Source organism: Herbaspirillum sp. WTB6 (genome assembly GCF_057457785.1).
In genome coordinates, this window is record NZ_CP176522.1 from 19,454 (window position 1) to 37,211 (window position 17,758).

The window sequence follows — 17,758 nt, forward strand, 5'->3', positions numbered from 1 at the left end:
CGCTGCCGCTGCGCTAGTGGCGTGCCGAGCGGGCCAACGCTGCCTGTTTCTGATACCACGCGGCGTTCAACTGTGCTTCATGCGCGCGCGCGGTCTCAACATCGGCGCAGATCAGGTAGTGGTCTTCGGCGCGCCGCAGCCACCAGCGGCGCAGAGAGCGCAAGGCCGGCTGGAAGGCAAGCGCGGCCAGCTCGTGCAGGGAACATTCTTCGATGTTTCGCATGAATTCCTCCGTGGGACATGAATCCTTGCAGATGTCGGGAAGGTTGAAATGGATGCATCGCCCGGCGCCGGCCGAGTCGGACTCCGATCACCTGGCGCTTGCCGTTAATATGGCTGTTCGCCGGCAAGCCATATTGAGCACCGTCAACTTTGTGAATTGCCGTATCGAAAAATGCGGCCGAAAGCCGTGCTATGGGTGGCGCAGCCGTGGCGCCATTGGCTTGACAACTTTATTGTGGAACACTACTCTAACCCGCTAACCGTGCGCACGCCTGACGCCTTCCCGGTCGCTTGCAGACCCTGCATCGATAGGCTATGCGGAACCGTCAACTCCTTGGATTTCCCTAAATGACCAGTCTCGATTTTCCGCTGCTCCCGTCAGGCCAGCGCGCCGACCATTGCGGTAGCCGGTTGCCGTCCTCCGGCCTTGCAGTGCAGGTGCGTGCAGCATGACCGATCTCCAGGCCAGCCTGCTCCTGATCGGCGGCGCCATCGTGGTTGGCGTCATCACCTACAACAAGTGGCAAGAGCACAAGGAGAAAAAGAGCGTCGAACGGGCTTTCTCCTCGTCGCACGACGATGTGCTGATGAATCCCGATGCCGCGGACGTCGCCGCGCGGCATGAACCGACCCTGGATTTGCCGGCGGTGCCGGCCGTCGCCGCGGCGCCTGCCGACGATCCGCAGCCAGCCTCGGCCGATGACGGCAAGGCGGCCCCGGTGCGCGAATTGCCTGTCGATGAAATGCTGGATTGCATGATTCCGATCACGCTGGAAAATCCGGTGCGCGGAGAAAAAATCCTGCCGGCGCTGCAGGGCTTGCGCCACGTCGGCAACAAGCCGGTGCATTTTGTCGGCCTGGAGGCGGTGCGCGGCTGGGAGCCGGTGACCAATGGCGGCGTCTATTCGGAATTGCAGGCTGGCGTGCAGATGGCCAACCGCGGCGGCGCCCTGAACGAACTTGAGTATTCGGACTTGCTGATGCGCTTGCGCCAGTTTGCCGATGGTTTGGGCGCCGAACTGGAGGTGCCGGACATGAGCCAGGTGATGGTTTCGGCACGGGCGCTGCAGCAGTTGGTCGAGGAATACAGTGCGCAACTCAGCGTCAACGTGCGCTCAAACGGCGCGCCCTGGGCCCTGAATACGCTGTTGGCGGCGCTTGAGCGGCAGGGCTTCGATCTGCGTCCGGAAGGCCGGCTGGTGATGCCAGACGGCGATGGCGGCGTCCTGTTTTCGCTCTCGACCAACGTCACGCTGGCAGCCGAGACCACTTCCCGCCTGACCCTGTTGCTGGACGTGCCGTGCGTGATGGCGGCGCGCGATGGCTATGGTGCGATGATGGCCTGCGCCAAATCGATGGCGGCACGGCTGGATGGCAGCGTCATCGACGACAGCGGCCAGCTTTTACCGGATCAAACCCTGGCTGAAATCGCCGGCCAGGTCGAGGCGTTTTACCGGAGCATGGACGCTGTGGGCATTCCAGCCGGCTCCAGCCGTGCGCTGCGCCTGTTCAGTTGACGATGGCGCCGGACCCTCATTCTTCCTCTGTCTCCGCTTTTCCGACTGCCGAGCCGCCGGCCACAGCACTGCCCGCGGTGCGCGCCGCCTGGCTGCGGGCCGAGCTGAACCGCCATAATTACGCCTATTACGCGCTCGACAATCCGACGATTCCCGACGCCGAATACGATCGGCTGTTCCAGGAACTCCAGCGGGTCGAGAGCGAGCACCCCGAGCTGATCGTTGCCGATTCGCCGACCCGGCGCGTTGGCGGCGCGCCGCTGTCGCAGTTCGCGCAGGTGCGCCACGCGGTGCCGATGCTGTCGATCCGTACCGAGACCGATACCACCGAAAATGGCGCACTCGCGTTTGATGCGCGCGTTCGCCGCGAACTCGAACTCGATCCGGAGGCGCCGCCGCTGGAATATGCCGCCGAATTGAAGTTTGACGGGCTGGCGATCAACCTGCGCTACGAGCATGGGGTATTGGTGCAGGCGGCGACCCGCGGCGACGGCGAAACCGGCGAGGACGTGACGCAGAACATCCGTACCATCAAACGGATTCCCCTGCGGCTACAACACTGCGTCGCGCCGGTGCTGGAAGTGCGCGGCGAAGTGTTCATGCGCCGCGACGATTTCGAGCGCATGAACGAGCGCCAGCGCGAGCAGGGCGAAAAGACTTTCGTCAACCCGCGCAACGCGGCCGCTGGTTCAGTGCGGCAGCTCGACCCCGCCATCACCGAGCGGCGACCGCTGAGCTTCTTTGCCTATGGCCTGGGCGAGGTTCAGGGTTGGGCCGCGCCCGCCACACACGGCGCCACGCTCGATGCGCTGGCCGGCATGGGCGTGCCAGTCAATGGCGAACGTGCGGTGCTGCAGGGCGCCTCCGGCCTGGTGGAATTCCATCGGCGTATTGCCGCCATGCGCGATGCGTTGCCGTTCGACATCGACGGCGTGGTCTACAAGGTCAACGATCTGGCGCTGCAACGCCGCCTTGGCTTCGTCTCGCGCGAGCCGCGCTGGGCGGTGGCGCACAAGTATCCGGCGCAGGAGCAGATGACGGTGGTGCGCGATATCGACATCCAGGTCGGACGCACCGGCAAGCTGACGCCGGTGGCCAAGCTGGAGCCGGTGTTTGTCGGTGGCACGACGGTGAGTAATGCCACGCTGCACAACGAGGATGAAACGCGGCGCAAGGACGTGCGCATCGGCGACACCGTGATCGTGCGGCGCGCCGGCGACGTGATTCCCGAAGTGGCCGCGGTCGTGCTGGAGCGGCGCCCTGCGGACGCGGGTGAGCCGTTCGACATGTTCCAAAGACTGCGCGGCAAGTGTCCGGTGTGCGGCAGCGCGATCGCGCGCGAGGAGGGTGAGGCCGACTGGCGCTGCACCGGCGGCCTGTTTTGTGGTGCCCAGCGCAAGCAGGCACTGCTGCATTTCGCGCAGCGTCGGGCGCTCGACATCGAGGGGCTGGGCGACAAGCTGGTCGAGCAGCTCGTCGATGGCGGCATCGTGCGTACGCTGCCCGATCTGTACAAGCTTGGCGTGGCGAAACTGGCGGCGCTCGAGCGCATGGCCGACAAGTCGGCGCAGAACCTGCTGGTGGCGCTGGAAAAATCGAAGTCGACCACGCTGGCGCGCTTCATTTACGCGCTCGGCATTCGGCATGTCGGCGAAGCGACCGCGAAGGAGCTGGCGCGTCACTTCGGCAGCCTGGACGCCCTGATGCAGGCATCGGAGGCGCAGTTGCTGGGGGTGGCCGACATCGGCCCGGTGGTCGCGCAAAGCATCCGCACCTTTTTCGACCAGCCGCACAATTGCGAGGTGATCGAACAGTTGCGCGCCGCCGGCATCCACTGGACGGAGGGCGCGGGCCGCAGCGTGGCTCCCAAGCCATTGACCGGGATCAGCTTTGTGCTGACCGGAACCTTGCCGAACTTGACGCGCGATGCCGCGGGCGCAATGATCGAAGCCGCTGGTGGCAAGGTGGCCGGTTCGGTCTCGAAAAAGACCGGCTATGTGGTGGCCGGCGCCGATGCCGGCAGCAAGCTGGCCAAGGCGCAAGAACTCGGCATCGCGATTCTGGACGAGCAGGGATTGCTGACACTTTTAGAAAATCATCATGAAAAAAATTAGAAAAGCCGTGTTTCCGGTGGCCGGTCTCGGCAGCCGGTTTCTGCCTGCGACCAAGGCACAGCCAAAGGAAATGCTGCCGATCGTCGACAAGCCGCTGATCCAGTACGCGGTGGAGGAAGCAGTCGCCGCCGGCATCGAGGAAATGATCTTCATCACCGGGCGCAACAAGCGCGCGATCGAGGACCATTTCGACACCGCCTATGAGCTGGAATCGGAGCTGGAATCAGCCGGCAAGATGGCGCTGCTGGAGTTTGTGCAGAACGTGATTCCGAAGAGTGTGACCTGCATCTACATCCGGCAGTCGGCACCGCTCGGACTGGGTCACGCGGTATTGTGCGCGCGGCCGGTGGTCGGCAACGAACCGTTCGCGGTATTGCTGGCCGATGATTTCATGGATGTCGAGCCGGGCCAGCTGCCGGTATTGAAGCAGATGACCGACATCTACGCGCGCGAAGGCTCCAGCATCCTGGCGGTGCAGGATGTGCCGCGCGCGCAAACCGGGCAGTACGGCATCGTCAGCGTCACGCCCTACCTGCCGCACCTGGAGCGGGTCGACGGCATCGTCGAAAAGCCGCTGCCGGATGAGGCGCCGTCAACCTTGGGCGTGGTCGGGCGCTATGTCTTGAACAACCGGATTTTCGATTACCTGGAAAACCTGGGTGAGGGCACCGGCGGCGAAATCCAGTTGACCGACGGCATCGCCGCGCTGATGCAGGCGCAAACCGTGCTCGCCTATCGCTATACCGGCCAGCGCTACGATTGCGGCTCCAAGCTGGGCTACCTGAAGGCGATGCTGGCGATAGGAATGAAGCACCCGGAAACCGGCAAGGAGTTTGCCGCCTACGTGCGCGAATTCGTCAAAGGGCCCCAGTGAACGTGCGCGCGATCCTGAAAATGGGCGATCCGCGCCTGCTGCGGCGCGCCGCACCGGTGACCGCCTTCGGCACGCGCGAGCTGGACGAGCTGGTGGCCGACATGTTCGAAACCATGCACGCGGTGAATGGCGCCGGTCTGGCGGCGCCGCAGATCGGCGTCAATTTGCGGCTGGTGATTTTCGGTTTCGGTAGCAACAACCGCTACCCGGAGGCGCCGCCGGTACCGGAGACGGTGCTGATCAACCCGCAGTTGACCCCGCTTGGGGAACAGATGGAAGACGGCTGGGAAGGCTGCCTGTCGGTACCCGGCATGCGCGGCCTGGTGCCGCGCTTTGCGCGCTTGCGCTACGAGGGTTTCGACCAGCATGGCAAGCCGATCCGGCGCGAGGTGGACGGCTTCCACGCGCGCGTGGTCCAGCATGAGACGGATCACCTGGACGGCATCCTGTACCCGATGCGTATCAAGGACTTGAGCCAGTTCGGGTTTATCGATGCGCTGTTTCCCGGGGGCTCTGCCATCCCTGATGAATGATGGGGTATGAACGGATTTCGACCGCTTGACGCCTGGCGTTGGGTGTCGATAACAGGGGTATGTGAGCGTTTGCGCTAGCGGCGCTGCTAGAACTGCTCGTCGGCGCGCAGATAGCGCCATTGGCCGGGCGGTAGGTCGCCCAGCTTGACGCGGCCGATGCGCACCCGCTTTAAGCCCAGCACCCTCAGGCCGACTGCTTCGCACATGCGGCGGATCTGGCGCTTTTTTCCTTCACGCAACACGAAACTCAATTGATCGTCGTTTTGCCAGCGCACCTTGGCCGGCTTCAAAGGCTTGCCGTCCAGCGACAGGCCATGATTCAGGCGCTTCAGCTCGGTTTCTGGCAGCTTGCCGCCGCGCGTGTATTGCACCCGCACCAGGTATTCCTTGTCGATCGTCGAATCCTCGCCGATCAACTGCTTGGCGATGCGGCCGTCCTGGGTCAGTACCAGCAGGCCGACCGAATCGATGTCGAGGCGACCGGCCGGGACCAGGCTCTTCAACTGGCTCGGATGGAATTGCTGCGGCGCCGGGTCGTCCTGCCAGCGGCTGGCGGCATTCACCAGCACCACCGCCGGCTGATAGCCGTCCTCGGCCTGGCCGCTGACGTAGCCGACCGGCTTGTTGAGCAGGACCGTCACGCGCCGGGCCTGTTCGGCGCTGGCCTGGCGCTCGACGCTGATTTTTTGATGCGGCAAGACCTTGCTGCCGAGTTCGGAGACGACCTTGCCGTCGACCCGCACCCAGCCGCGCGCGATCCACTCGTCGGCTTCACGGCGCGAACAAAGGCCCAGTTCGGACATGCGTTTGGAAAGGCGAAGCGGTTCGGTCATGGTGCGGATCGGTTGAAGTCGGATGGATGAAATGAGTCAGACGTGCAGCGCTTCCAGCAAATCGGTTTCGAGCTGGATCTGGTTGCGTGGGTGATTCAGCGCCTCGCCATCCACCAGGAACACGTCTTCGGCGCGTTCGCCGAGCGTCATGATCTTGGCGGTATGCACGTTGATCTTGTATTTCGCCAGCACGTCGGCGACCGCGTACAAGAGGCCGTTACGGTCGTTGGCGCAGATCGACAGCAGGTAGTACTGGCTGCGCTCGTCCGGCCGCAGATCGACGGTCGGCACGATCGGGAAAGTGCGCGACTGGCGCGACAGGCGGGCCGGCAGCGGCGGCTCCAGCGGTGCGCTTGACGCCAGCGACTGGGCCAGTTCGTGCTCCACCAGGTTGATGATGTCGCGATAGTTGCCGGCAAACATCGGCGCCGTCACCAGGAAGGTGTCGAGTGCGTAGCCGTGGGCGCTGGTGTGGATCTTGGCATCGAGAATGCTGAAATTCTTGTGGGCGAAATAGCCGCAGATGCGCACGAACAAATCGGCCTGGTCGCGGCAGTACACGGTGACCTGGATTCCTTCGCCGATCGGCGCCAGGCGGCATTTGACGACCGGCACCGGGCTGTCGATCCGGTTGTACAGGGTGCGGGTCTGCCAGGCGATATCCGACGCGTCATGGCGCAGGAAATAGCCGACGTCGAGCTGGCGCCAGAGCCGCTCGTGCGCATCGGCTGGCAAGCCATACAGGCGCAGCGTCTTCAGCGTTTCCTGCTGGCGGGCGTTGAGTTCGCGATCGGCCGACGGCGTTTCGCCGCCCAAAACGCGCAGCGTGATGCGGTACAGGTCTTCCAGCAGCTTGCCTTTCCATGCATTCCATACCCTCGGGCTGGTGCCGCGGATGTCGGCCACCGTCAGCAGGTAGAGCGCGGTCAGGCGCCGCTCGCTGCCGACGCGCGCGGCGAAGTCGCGGATCACCTCCGGGTCCGATAAATCGCGTTTTTGCGCGACCAGCGACATCGTCAGGTGCTGCTCAACCAGGAATACGATCAGCTCGGTATCTTCCTTTTCGAGCCCATGCTGGCTACAGAACTTGCGCGCCTCCGCCGTGCCCAGCAGCGAATGGTCGCCGCCGCGGCCCTTGGCGATGTCGTGGAACAGGGCGGCGACATACAGCACCCAGGGCCGGGCGAAATCGGCGATCAACTGGCTGCAGAACGGGTATTCATGCGCATGCTCGGCCAGCGTGAAGCGGCGCACGTTGCGCACCACCATCAGGATGTGCTGATCGACGGTGTAGGCGTGAAACAAGTCGTGCTGCATCTGGCCGATGATGCGGCGAAACGGCGGCAGGTAGCGGCCCAGGATGCTGGTCTGGTTCATGCGCCGCAACGCGTGGGTGATGCCTTGCGGCGCCTGCAGGATCTGCATGAACAGTGCGCGATTACCCGCGTCGCGCCGGAACGCGGCATCGATCCCGAGGCGGGCATGCCATAACGCGCGCATGGTGCGGGCGGTCATTCCCTTCAATTCCGGGTGCCGTTCCAGCAGCAGGAATACCTCCAGCATGGCCGACGGCGCGGTCTCGAAAGTGTCGTCGGCGGCGATGTCGATCAGGCCGTTGATTTCGTTGAAGTTCAGGTTGACGGCGCGCACCGTGGCTGGTTGCGGGAACAACTGGGCCTCGATGTTTTGCAGCAGGATCGTGTTCAGCTGGGTAACCGCTTTCGCCGCCCAGTAATAACGCTGCATCAGGTATTCGCTGGCGCGGCGGGTATCGGTGGTTGTGAAGCCGAGTGACTCGGCAATCGGCGTCTGCACGTCGAACAGCAGCCGGTCTTCGCGCCGCCCGGTCAGGGTGTGCAGGCGGATGCGGATATCCTTGAAGGCGCGCTCCTTCTGCGTCAACTGGCGCGCTTCGGTGGCGGTGATCAGGCCGCGCTGCGCCAGCTTGCGCCAGGAGTTGCCCAGCCCGGCGGCCTTGGCGACCCAGATGATCACCTGCAAATCGCGCAGGCCGCCCGGGCTTTCCTTGCAGTTCGGCTCCAGGCTGTACGGCGTGTCTTCGAATTTCAGATGGCGCTGGCGCATTTCCAGCGTCTTGGCGCGAAAGAACGCTTGCGGATTGACCGCGGCGATGGTGCGGTCGCGCAGGAAATGAAACAGGCTGCGGCTGCCGAATACCAGGCGCGCTTCCAGCAAGCTGGTCTGGACCGTGATGTCGGCCGCCGCCTCGGCCAGGCATTCGTCAATGGTGCGGATGCTGTGGCCGAGATGCAGGCCGATGTCCCACAATAACTGGATCAGTTGCTCCAGCTTGCCCTGCAGCGCGGCACCGGCCGGCGCTTCCAGCAGGATCAGCACATCGACGTCGGAGTAGGGAAACAGTTCGCCGCGGCCATAGCCGCCGACCGCCACCAGTGCCGTGCCGGCCGGCATGCCGCATGCCTTCCATGCCTGGATCAGCGCCGTATCGACATTGTGGCATAGCGCTGCCAGCAGTTTTTCGGGCTTGCCGTCCGCTTCGAATGCGGCGATTGCTGCTTGCCGGCCGCTTTTGATCCGCTCTTTTAACGTCGGCGCGACGGCGATCATGCTCAGGCGGTGGCGGGGTGGGACGTCGTATCCTGCGCCAGGATGAAGGCCGGCGGCGGCGGCATGCCAGGCGAAACGGTCAACACTTCGTAGCCGGTCTCGGTCACCAGCACCGTATGTTCCCACTGCGCCGACAGGCTGCGATCCTTGGTCTTGATGGTCCAGCCATCGCCCATTTCGCGAATTTCACGTCGGCCGGCGTTGATCATCGGCTCGACCGTGAAAATCATGCCGGCGGCCAATTTTTCCAGCGTGCCGGGGCGGCCGTAGTGCAATACCTGCGGCTCTTCATGGAACACCTTGCCGATGCCGTGGCCGCAGAATTCGCGCACCACGCTGTAGCCAGCTTTTTCCGCATGCTGCTGGATCACGTAGCCGATGTCGCCCAGATATGCTCCCGGCTTGATCTTCGAGATGCCGAGCCACATGCACTCGTAAGTGATGTCACCCAGGCGTTTGGCCAGGATCGACGGTTCGCCGACGTAAAACATGCGGCTGGTGTCGCCGTGATAGCCGTTCTTGATCACCGTGACGTCGATGTTCAGCGCGTCGCCGTTCTTCAATACCTTGTCGCCCGGAATCCCGTGGCAGACCACATCGTTGACCGAAATGCAGACCGCCTTTGGATAGGGCGTGTAGCCGGGCGGGCAGTAGTTCAGCGGCGCCGGGATCGTGTCCTGTACCTTGACCATGTATTCGTGGCACAGGCGATCGAGTTCGTTGGTGGTGATGCCGGCCTTGATACGCGGCGCGATGTAATCCAGCACCTCGGCGCCGAGCTTGCCGGCCACGCGCATGCCTGTGATGTCTTCGGCGGTTTTGATGGTAATGGAAGTCATAAGCGCAACGACCGGCCGATGGCCGGTGTGAAGATCGGGGGAAGCTGCAATTATAGTCGAGCACTGCCGGCGCCGCTCGGCGCCCGGCGCCATGCCACACTACGCCAGCTGTGCGCGAGCCCGCCGTCAGCCGCGATCCGGATAGCCGGTGATCGCCTGGATTTCCCGGTACAGCGGCTGCAGGCGCGCATACATTTTTTGATAGACGCGGCAATACAAGTCGTTGTAGATCGCCTGATGTTGGGCATCCGGCTCGAACACGCGGCCGATGCGTGTCATCGCGTTCACCGCGGACTGGAAATCCGGATACAGCTTCAAGCCGACCGCGGCGTCGATGGCGGCCCCGAGCCCGGACGTTTCATAGAGATGTGGCCGCGCCGCCGGCAAGCCGAAGATGTCGGCGGTCAGCTGCATCGCGGCGTCGCTTTGCGAGCCGCCGCCGGACACGCGCAGCGAGCTGACCGGCACGCGGCTGCGCTTTTCGATGCGTTCCTTGCCTTCGCGCAGCGCATACGCCAGCCCTTCCAGGATGGCCCGGTACAGATGAGCGCGGGTGTGGACGTCGCCGAAGCCGATCACCGCGCCTTTCGCTTCCGGTCCCGGCGCCTTGATGCCGGGCGTCCAGTAGGGTTGCAGCATCAGGCCCATCGACCCGGGCGGCACAGCGTTCACCAGCTCGTCGAACAGCGCCTCGACGGCCACCCCCTGCTGCGCGGCCTGCAATTTTTCCCCGTGGCCGAACTGTTCCTTGAACCAGTTGACCATCCAGTAGCCGCGAAAGATTTGCACCTCGGTACTGTAGGAACCGGGGATCGCCGCTGGGTAGGGTGGAATGAACGGCGTGACCTCCAGATACCTGCTGCTGGTGGTGTTGATGGTGGCAGTAGTGCCGTAGCTGATGCAACCGATCTGCGGTTCGATGCAACCGGAGCCGATCACTTCGCAGGCCTTGTCGGCGGCGGCGGCGATCAAAGGCAGGCCCAGCGGGATGCCGGTGGCTGCCGCAGCCGCGGCGTCGATGCGGCCGATTTCGGTTCCCGGCGCCACCAGCTCCGGCAGCATGTCGCGCTCGATCGCCAGCGCCTGCCATTTCCAGTCGTGCGTGCCGGCCCACTTCAGGCGCCTGTAATCGAACGGAACATAGCCGACCTGTGAGCCGGCCGAATCGACGAAACGGCCGCACAGCCGGTAATTCAGGTAGCCGGACAGCAACAGGAATTTGGCGGTCCGGTCCCAGATCTGTGGCTGCTGTGCCTTGATCCAGTTGATTTCCGCTTCGCCGCGAAAGAAATTGATGGTGCCGTCCACCCGCGCCAGCTTGAAGGCAGCGCGCCACAGCGGGCTGATCGGCGGCACTTGCGTGGTGCGCCTCTGGTCCAGCCACAGGATGGCGGGGCGCAGCGGCTGGCCGTTCTGGTCGAGGTTGATGACGGTGCCGCGCTGCGTGGTGACCGCGACGCCCCTGATCGCCTCCTTGCAAACGTCGTTCTCTGCCCACAGGCGCTGGCAGGCGGTGCACAGTGCCTGCCAGTAGCCTTCTGCATCATGTTCGGCCCAGCCGGGGTGCGTCGAAAAATAGGCATCCAGATGTACCTGCGACTTGGCGACGATCTCGCCGTTCAGGTCGAACAGCAGTGCCCGCACGCTTTGCGTGCCGTTGTCGATCGCCAGGACGGTTTCACCGGACATGGTCTCCTCCAAGATGCTCGGGACTGTTTCAGGGATGGCCACCGTTCGCCGCATCTGTCGGCGGCAGACGGTAGCATGTCTGCCACAAATGCAGGTAACTTGCCTGCTCGGACTCCCATAGCGCGTCGCTCCAGCCCAGTTCCGGCTGGCAGATGGCGCGGATGCGCGGCAGCTCCGCAGTTCCGCCATCCCGCAGCAGCAAGCCGAGCCGGGTACGCCTCAGCAGCAGGTCCTCCAGGTGGAGCACGGCTTCACCGCGCGCCGCCCAGCGCAATTCTGCCCACAGGGTTTCGGTGCCGGCGATCGTTTCCAGTTCGCCTGCCTGCGCAGCCGCCAGCAGCGCCGGCGCATAGCGACCGTAGCGCCCCTGCAGCCGCAGCCGTTGTCGTGTGCCCAAGGCTGTTCCCGCTGCCGCTGCCGCTGTTGCTGTTGCTGTTGCTGCGATTGACGGCGCCGGCACGCGGGCGAAGACCGGTTCGATGCGCGGCGTCGCATGCCAATCTGGCAAGAGCGGCGCCGCATGCCTGAGCGCATCCAGCGCAATCAGGCGGAAGGTGGTCAATTTGCCGCCGGTCACCGACAACAGGCCGTCTTCCAGCCAGACTGCATGATCGCGCCCCTCTTGCGACGGATTGGTCTTGCCGCTGTCGATCACCGGACGCACGCCGGCATAGGTGGAAATAATGTCGTCCGGCCCGAGGCCGAGTTGCGGGAACTGGAACCGGACTGCCGCCATCAGATATGCGGCCTCCGCCGTCGTGATCGACGCCTCGCGGCGCATGTCGTCGCGATGGTCGACATCGGTGGTGCCCACCAGCGTGGCGCCTTCCCAGGGAAAGGCGAACACCGGGCGGCCATCGGCCGGGTGCATCAGGCTGACCGCCTGCGCCACCGGCAGGCGCCAGGCCGGGAATAGCAGATGGCTGCCACGCAAGGGCCGCAGCTTCGGCTTTGGGTGAACGGTGGGACGCAAGGCGTCGCCCCAGGCGCCGGTGGCGTTGATGACGAGCTTGGCGTCGACTTCGTGGGTGCTGCCGTTAGCGGCGTCCAGCAGTTGCGCGCCGCTGACTTTGCCTTTCGCATGCAGCAACTGCGCCACCGCCAGGTAATTGAGCGCGACCGCGCCGGCCGCCACCGCTTCCTGCAGTACGCGCAGCACCAGCCGGGCATCGTCGGTCTTGGCGTCGGTGTAGCACAGCCCGCCCTCCAGACCGTTGCGCTCGATGTGCGGTGCCAGCATCAGGAATTCATCAGCCGGGTACCAGTGCTGCGAGTGCCGCGCGCGCTGTCTCGCCATCCGGTCATACAGCGCCAGCGCGACCGAAAACAGCAGGCGGCCCGGCTTGCGGCCTTGATAAACGGCAAAGGCGAAGCTCTGCGGCGTCACCAGGCCGGCCGCTTCCTGCAGCAGGTGCTGGCGCTCGCGCACCGCGTCGCGCATCAATTGCAGCCTGCCTTCCTTGAGATAGCGCAGCCCGCCATGCACCAGCTTCGATGAGCGGCTGGAGGCGCCCCAGGCGAAATCGCGCTGCTCGACCAGCAAGGCGTTCAAGCCATTGCGCGCCGCTTCCAGCAGGATGCCGGCGCCGGTAATGCCGCCGCCGATGATCAGCAGGTCCCACTGGCGGCTGGCCAGCAGCGCGGGTATCCGCGCGCGACAGCCGGCTTGCCATAGGCCTTCCATGTCAGCCAGCCGCTTCTTCGGGCGGCAGCAGCTTGCCCGGATTCATCATGCCGTCCGGGTCGAAATGGCGGCACAGCGCACGCATCGCGCCGATCCCGAGCGCGCCTTTTTCCGCCTGCAGGTACGGCGCATGATCGGTGCCAACGCCATGCTGATGGCTGATGGTGCCGCCGTTGTTGACGATCGCCTGGCTGGCCGCGTGTTTCAGCGCTTGCCAGCGCGCAAGGTCTTGCTCGTAGTCGCCGGCCAGGCGATAGACGAAGGTGCTGTAGACACTGGCGCCTTGCGCATAGAAATGCGACAGGTGGGTGTAGACATGCAGGCGCTCGCCGACGGCGGCCATGGCCTCGGCGGCAGACTGCTCGATGGCCTGCATCATGCCTTGTACCCGCGGCCAGTCGACCGCGGTTTCAACGGTGTCGACCGCATAGCCGTGCTGCCACAGCGCATTGCGCAGATACACGTTACGAAAGCGGCCTTGCTTCCATTTTTCACCGATTGCGCGGCCGATGTGAATTCCGTGATGTTCGCGCGTGATCTGCAGCGCCGCGCGCAGCGTGCTTGCCACCGTAGCAGCGCTGCCGCTGGCGCCCAGTAGCAGCAGGCATTTGTGCTGGCCGCAGCCGCGCCAGCCGAGATAGCGCTGCAGCAGGCCGATCAATTTTTCATGACCGGCCAGCGTCAGGCTGGTGGTGGTTTCAACCGGATTGGACAGGCGTAGCAGCGACAGCGGCAGCCTGGCCTGCGCCAGGGTGCGCGCCGCCCACTCGGCCTGCTCCCAGGCGGGGAAAAACACTGCGTGGAAGGATTCGCGCTGCGGCAGCGGTGAGATGCGCACCGTTGCTTCGGTCAAAATGCCGATCCGTCCTTCCGAGCCGAGTGTCATCTCGCGCAAGTCGATGCCGGCGGCCGAGGCCGGAAAGCAGGGCAGATGCAGCGTGCCGTGCGGCGTTTCCAGCGTGCCGCCGGCGAACAGTTGTTCGATGCGCCCATAGCGCAGCGACTGCTGGCCCGACGAGCGGGTGGCGATCCATCCGCCCAGCGTCGCATATTCGAACGATTGCGGAAAATGCCCGAGCGTGTAGCCGTGGGCGCGCAACTGGGCTTCGAGATCGGATCCAGTGACGCCGGCGCCGAAGGTCGCCAGTTGCGCCTCGCAGTCGAGATCGATCAGATTCGACAGCCGCGCCAAGCTGACGGTCAGAACTGGCCGCCCGCCTGGTGGCACCGTCAGATGGCCGGCGACGCTGGTGCCGCCGCCGTAGGGAATCAGCGCTGCGCCGCATTGTCTGGCGTATTCCAGCAATTCACGCACCTGCTCGCTGCTCTCGGGGAAGGCGACCGCGTCCGGCACGGCGCCGATCCGGCCATTGCGCAGTTTCAACCAATCCGGCAGGCTTTGACCCAGCGCATGCTGCACGCGGCTTGCCGGCGTGGCGTCGAGCAAGCGCTGCGGCGGCAAACGGCTTGGCGGCAGTGCGCGGCACACATCGGCCAGGGAGGCATCGCGCGGCAGCGTGCCGGCGCCGATGCGCTCGCGCAGGAATGCCAGTGTCGCTGCGTTCAATGCCAGTTCGATCGTGTCGTCGCCCCAGCCATTCCATCGTCTCATAGCGTTTTTCACGTTTGCGCGGCTTGTTATACTGCCCGCGAATCCATCGGATCCGACAGCATATCCAACAACATTGAGCACGTATTGCGCATTCATGCCAATCGATTTGTCCAATCATGCCAGTTCCCGGCTCGGATAGCGCCGCCGGCGCGCATGGCGGCCGGGTTGCTGGCCCGTATTTGCAGCCGCTGCTGGAGGCGGCTGCAGCGCGCGGCGTTGCGCCGCGAGAGTTGGCGCGCGGCGCTGGTCTGGCGCCGGAGGCGCTGACGCCTTTACCGGAATCGCTGTCGACGCCAGATTACCTGCGCTTGCTGGATGCCGGTGCCAGGCTCGCTGCCGACCCGTATTTCGGGCTGCATGTCGGGGAGCGCGTCAAACTGGGCGCATACCATGTGTACGGGCTGATCCTGTTGAGCTGCGGTGATGTCGGCCAAGCCTTGCAGCAGACCATGCGTTTCGAGAGCCTGGCGCATGACCTCGGCAGATCAGCCTTGCACGTGCAAGGCGGCGTGGCCGAATATCGATGGCAAAGCGCACTGCCGCACGCCAGCCGGCACTTGGCGGAGAGCGTCTTCGCCGGCATTTACGTATTCGGCAACTGGCTGGCCGGCCGGCCGTTGCCGGCGGCTCACATTGCTTTCATGCATGACGCGCCGGCGGATAGCCGCGAGCATGTGCGTATCTTCGGTGCCAGACCCGAATTCAGCGCCGAAGCGCATTACGCACATTTCGACGCCGCGTTGCTGGCGTGGCCGGTGCCGAATGCGGATGTCGGCATGCATCCGGTGCTGCAACGGCACGCGGAGCGGTTGTTGCAGGAGAGGCGGAAGGCGGTCAGAGAAGGGGATGTCGTGGCCCGGGTGCGCTCGCTGATCGTCCGCAATCTGGCGCAGGAACGGGTGCGCCTGGCGCAGGTTGCTCAGGATTTGAATGTCACGCAGCGCACACTGCAACGGAAGTTGAGCGAGGCCGGCATCAGCTTTCAACAGGTGCTGGATCAAACTCGATGCGATCTGGCCCGGGATTATCTGCAGGAGGACAACCTCGGCATCGCTGAAATCGCGTTTCTGCTCGGGTATCGGGAGCAAAGCTCGTTCAATCACGCTTTCAAGGAGTGGACTGGCGTCAATCCGGGTGTATATCGCGCCAGAACCAGGGGATGAGTCGATCCCTCACCGGCAAGCGGGCCGGGTCTGAGGTCGAAAGGGCCGCTGCCGCGCTTGAACGAATGCATTATTTTGCAGTACAATCTTTTGCTTGCCCGAATCCATTTTTTTGGCAACTTGTTAAGTAAATCGCGAATCCGGTCCAAAAAGGGTGCCCGCCAGGCGGGTAGCTACTGGATTCCAGACCCAACCCTGGAGAATCAACATGTCCGTTACCATGCGTGAAATGCTGGAAGCCGGTGTCCATTTCGGTCACCAAACTCGTTTCTGGAACCCCAAGATGGCGCCGTATATCTTCGGCCATCGCAACAAGATTCATATCGTCAACCTGGAAAAAACCCTGGGCATGTACCAGGAGGCGATGAAATACATTCGTCAGCTGTCGGCCAATCGCGGCACTATCTTGATGGTTGGTACCAAGCGCCAGGCGCGCGAAATCATGGCTGCCGAAGCGCAGCGCGCCGGCATGCCTTACGTCGATCAGCGCTGGCTGGGCGGTATGCTGACCAATTTCAAGACCATCAAGACCTCGATCAAGCGTCTGAAGGAAATGGAAGCGGCGATCGCCGATGGTTCGGTCGAAAAACTGAGCAAGAAGGAAGCGCTGATGTTCCAGCGCGAACTGGTCAAGCTGCAAAAATCGATTGGCGGCATCAAGGATATGGGCGGCGTGCCGGACGCAATTTTCGTGGTCGACGTCGGTTACCACAAAGGCACAGTAACGGAAGCAGCCAAACTCGGCATCCCGGTCATCGGCGTGGTGGACACCAACCACAGCCCGGACGGCATTGCTTACGTGATCCCGGGTAACGATGATTCGTCCAAAGCCATCACCCTGTACGCCCGCGGTGTCGCCGATGCCGTGCTCGAAGGTCGTGCGAATGCGATGCACGACGTGGTCGAGGCAGTCAAGGATGGCGACGAATTCGTCGAGGTCAGCGAACAGGAATAAGCCTTGCTTCCAACGCATTGAGCGATTCCGTTTCAGTGGCACAAAAAAGGGGCAACAGCGGTTCGCCCCTTTTTTTTAAGATGGATATGAACGTAATTTGATTTCGGGCGTCCCATCGGACGTCGATTGATCCAGGAGAAAGATATGGCAGCAATTACAGCAGCAATGGTGGGTGCACTGCGCGCGAAAACCGATGCGCCGATGATGGAATGCAAGAAGGCGTTGACCGAAGCGGATGGCGATGCGGTCAAGGCGGAAGAAATTCTGCGTGTCAAGCTCGGCAGCAAGGCGTCCAAGGCCTCGTCCCGTATTACCGCCGAAGGCGTGGTTGCCGCCCATATCGTCGGTAATGTCGGCGCCCTGATTGAAGTCAACTGCGAAACCGATTTCGTCACCAAGAACGACGAGTTCATCGCCCTGGCCAACGCCTGCGCGAAGCTGATCGTCGAACACAACCCAGCCGATGTGGCGGCACTGTCGGCGTTGCCGCTGAATGGCAAGACGGTCGAAGAAACGCGCGCCGAGCTGATCGGACGCATCGGCGAAAACATGTCGATCCGCCGGTTTCAACGCTTCCAGACCGACGCCAAGCTGAGCGCCTATCTGCACGGTACGCGCATTGGCGTGATCGTCGATTTTTCGGCAGCCGACGAGCAGATCGGCAAGGATGTGGCCATGCATGTGGCAGCGATGAAGCCGGTGGCACTTTCGTCCGCCGACGTGCCGGCCGACCTGATTGAAAAAGAGCGTTCGGTGGCAAAGCTGAAAGCAGACGAGGATGCGGCCAAGGCGCAAGCTGAGGGCAAGGCACCGCAATCGGCGGAAATCGTTGCCAAGCGGATTGATGGTTCCGTGCAGAAATATCTGAAAGAGGTTTCACTGCTGAACCAGCCGTTCGTCAAAAATGACAAGCAGACGGTTGAACAGATGCTGAAAGCCGCCGGCGCGGTCGTCAATGGCTTTGCGCTGTATGTGGTGGGCGAAGGCATTGAGAAGAAACAGGATGACTTTGCAGCCGAAGTCGCAGCCCAGGTAGCTGCAGCCAAACAGTCCTGAGTCACATCAAGCGGGCCGCAAGGCCCGTTTGAATTTTTCCGTATTTCAGGCAAAGCCGGTCCGTGGGGTGCTTGTCAC

14 protein-coding genes are annotated in these 17,758 nt (G+C 63.5%); 7 read left to right on the forward strand and 7 right to left on the reverse strand.

Going from position 1 to position 17,758, the window contains the following annotated elements; all coding sequences use genetic code 11:
• Positions 1–13 precede the first annotated feature (13 nt).
• Entirely contained in the window at positions 14–223 is a 210-nt protein-coding gene (locus ACK2VC_RS00075; RefSeq protein ID WP_486731572.1) for a hypothetical protein, read from the reverse strand.
• 448 nt (positions 224–671) lie between these two features.
• Here ACK2VC_RS00075 and ACK2VC_RS00080 point away from each other — a divergent pair, with 448 nt between their 5' ends.
• The 4 genes from ACK2VC_RS00080 to def are packed head-to-tail and all read left to right on the forward strand — an operon-like array spanning position 672 to position 5,260.
• On the forward strand, positions 672–1,739 hold the full coding sequence (locus tag ACK2VC_RS00080) for a cell division protein ZipA C-terminal FtsZ-binding domain-containing protein (RefSeq protein WP_486731573.1): 1,068 nt from the start codon (positions 672–674) through the stop codon (positions 1,737–1,739).
• 2 nt (positions 1,740–1,741) lie between these two features.
• A complete protein-coding gene (gene ligA, locus ACK2VC_RS00085) occupies positions 1,742–3,853 on the forward strand; it encodes an NAD-dependent DNA ligase LigA (protein ID WP_486731574.1) in 2,112 nt (703 codons plus the stop codon).
• Positions 3,840–4,727 (forward strand): UTP--glucose-1-phosphate uridylyltransferase GalU, encoded by an 888-nt coding sequence (gene galU / locus ACK2VC_RS00090; protein ID WP_486731575.1) that lies wholly within the window; start codon positions 3,840–3,842, stop codon positions 4,725–4,727. Before ligA ends, galU begins: the two co-directional genes overlap by 14 nt.
• Entirely contained in the window at positions 4,724–5,260 is a 537-nt protein-coding gene (gene def / locus ACK2VC_RS00095; RefSeq protein WP_486731576.1) for a peptide deformylase, read from the forward strand. The genes galU and def overlap by 4 nt, the downstream gene beginning before the upstream one ends.
• Before the next feature lie 86 nt (positions 5,261–5,346).
• On the opposite strand, the gene ACK2VC_RS00100 is transcribed toward def, so the two are convergent.
• The 6 genes from ACK2VC_RS00100 to ACK2VC_RS00125 all read right to left on the reverse strand — a co-directional run bounded on the left by ACK2VC_RS00100 (position 5,347) and on the right by ACK2VC_RS00125 (position 14,506).
• Positions 5,347–6,093, reverse strand: a complete 747-nt coding sequence (locus tag ACK2VC_RS00100; protein ID WP_486731577.1) for a pseudouridine synthase — start codon at positions 6,091–6,093, stop codon at positions 5,347–5,349.
• A 36-nt stretch (positions 6,094–6,129) separates the two neighbouring features.
• On the reverse strand, positions 6,130–8,682 hold the full coding sequence (locus ACK2VC_RS00105) for a [protein-PII] uridylyltransferase (RefSeq protein ID WP_486731578.1): 2,553 nt from the start codon (positions 8,680–8,682) through the stop codon (positions 6,130–6,132).
• Between the two features lie 2 nt (positions 8,683–8,684).
• Positions 8,685–9,521, reverse strand: coding sequence for a type I methionyl aminopeptidase (gene map / locus ACK2VC_RS00110; protein ID WP_486731579.1), 837 nt, complete (start codon positions 9,519–9,521; stop codon positions 8,685–8,687).
• A 126-nt stretch (positions 9,522–9,647) separates the two neighbouring features.
• Positions 9,648–11,210 (reverse strand): FGGY-family carbohydrate kinase, encoded by a 1,563-nt coding sequence (locus tag ACK2VC_RS00115; protein WP_486731580.1) that lies wholly within the window; start codon positions 11,208–11,210, stop codon positions 9,648–9,650.
• A 28-nt stretch (positions 11,211–11,238) separates the two neighbouring features.
• A complete protein-coding gene (locus tag ACK2VC_RS00120; protein WP_486731581.1) occupies positions 11,239–12,894 on the reverse strand; it encodes a glycerol-3-phosphate dehydrogenase/oxidase in 1,656 nt (551 codons plus the stop codon).
• A gap of 1 nt (position 12,895) precedes the next feature.
• Complete coding sequence (locus ACK2VC_RS00125) at positions 12,896–14,506, reverse strand: FAD-binding oxidoreductase (RefSeq protein ID WP_486731582.1); 1,611 nt, start codon at positions 14,504–14,506, stop codon at positions 12,896–12,898.
• 116 nt (positions 14,507–14,622) lie between these two features.
• On the opposite strand from ACK2VC_RS00125, the gene ACK2VC_RS00130 reads away from it, so the two are divergent.
• The 3 genes from ACK2VC_RS00130 (at position 14,623) to tsf (ending at position 17,680) form a co-directional block, all read left to right on the forward strand.
• Complete coding sequence (locus ACK2VC_RS00130; RefSeq protein ID WP_486731583.1) at positions 14,623–15,669, forward strand: AraC family transcriptional regulator; 1,047 nt, start codon at positions 14,623–14,625, stop codon at positions 15,667–15,669.
• A gap of 208 nt (positions 15,670–15,877) precedes the next feature.
• Positions 15,878–16,624 (forward strand): 30S ribosomal protein S2, encoded by a 747-nt coding sequence (gene rpsB, locus ACK2VC_RS00135; protein WP_486731584.1) that lies wholly within the window; start codon positions 15,878–15,880, stop codon positions 16,622–16,624.
• A 144-nt stretch (positions 16,625–16,768) separates the two neighbouring features.
• Positions 16,769–17,680, forward strand: a complete 912-nt coding sequence (gene tsf, locus ACK2VC_RS00140; protein ID WP_486731585.1) for a translation elongation factor Ts — start codon at positions 16,769–16,771, stop codon at positions 17,678–17,680.
• Positions 17,681–17,758: the final 78 nt, after the last annotated feature.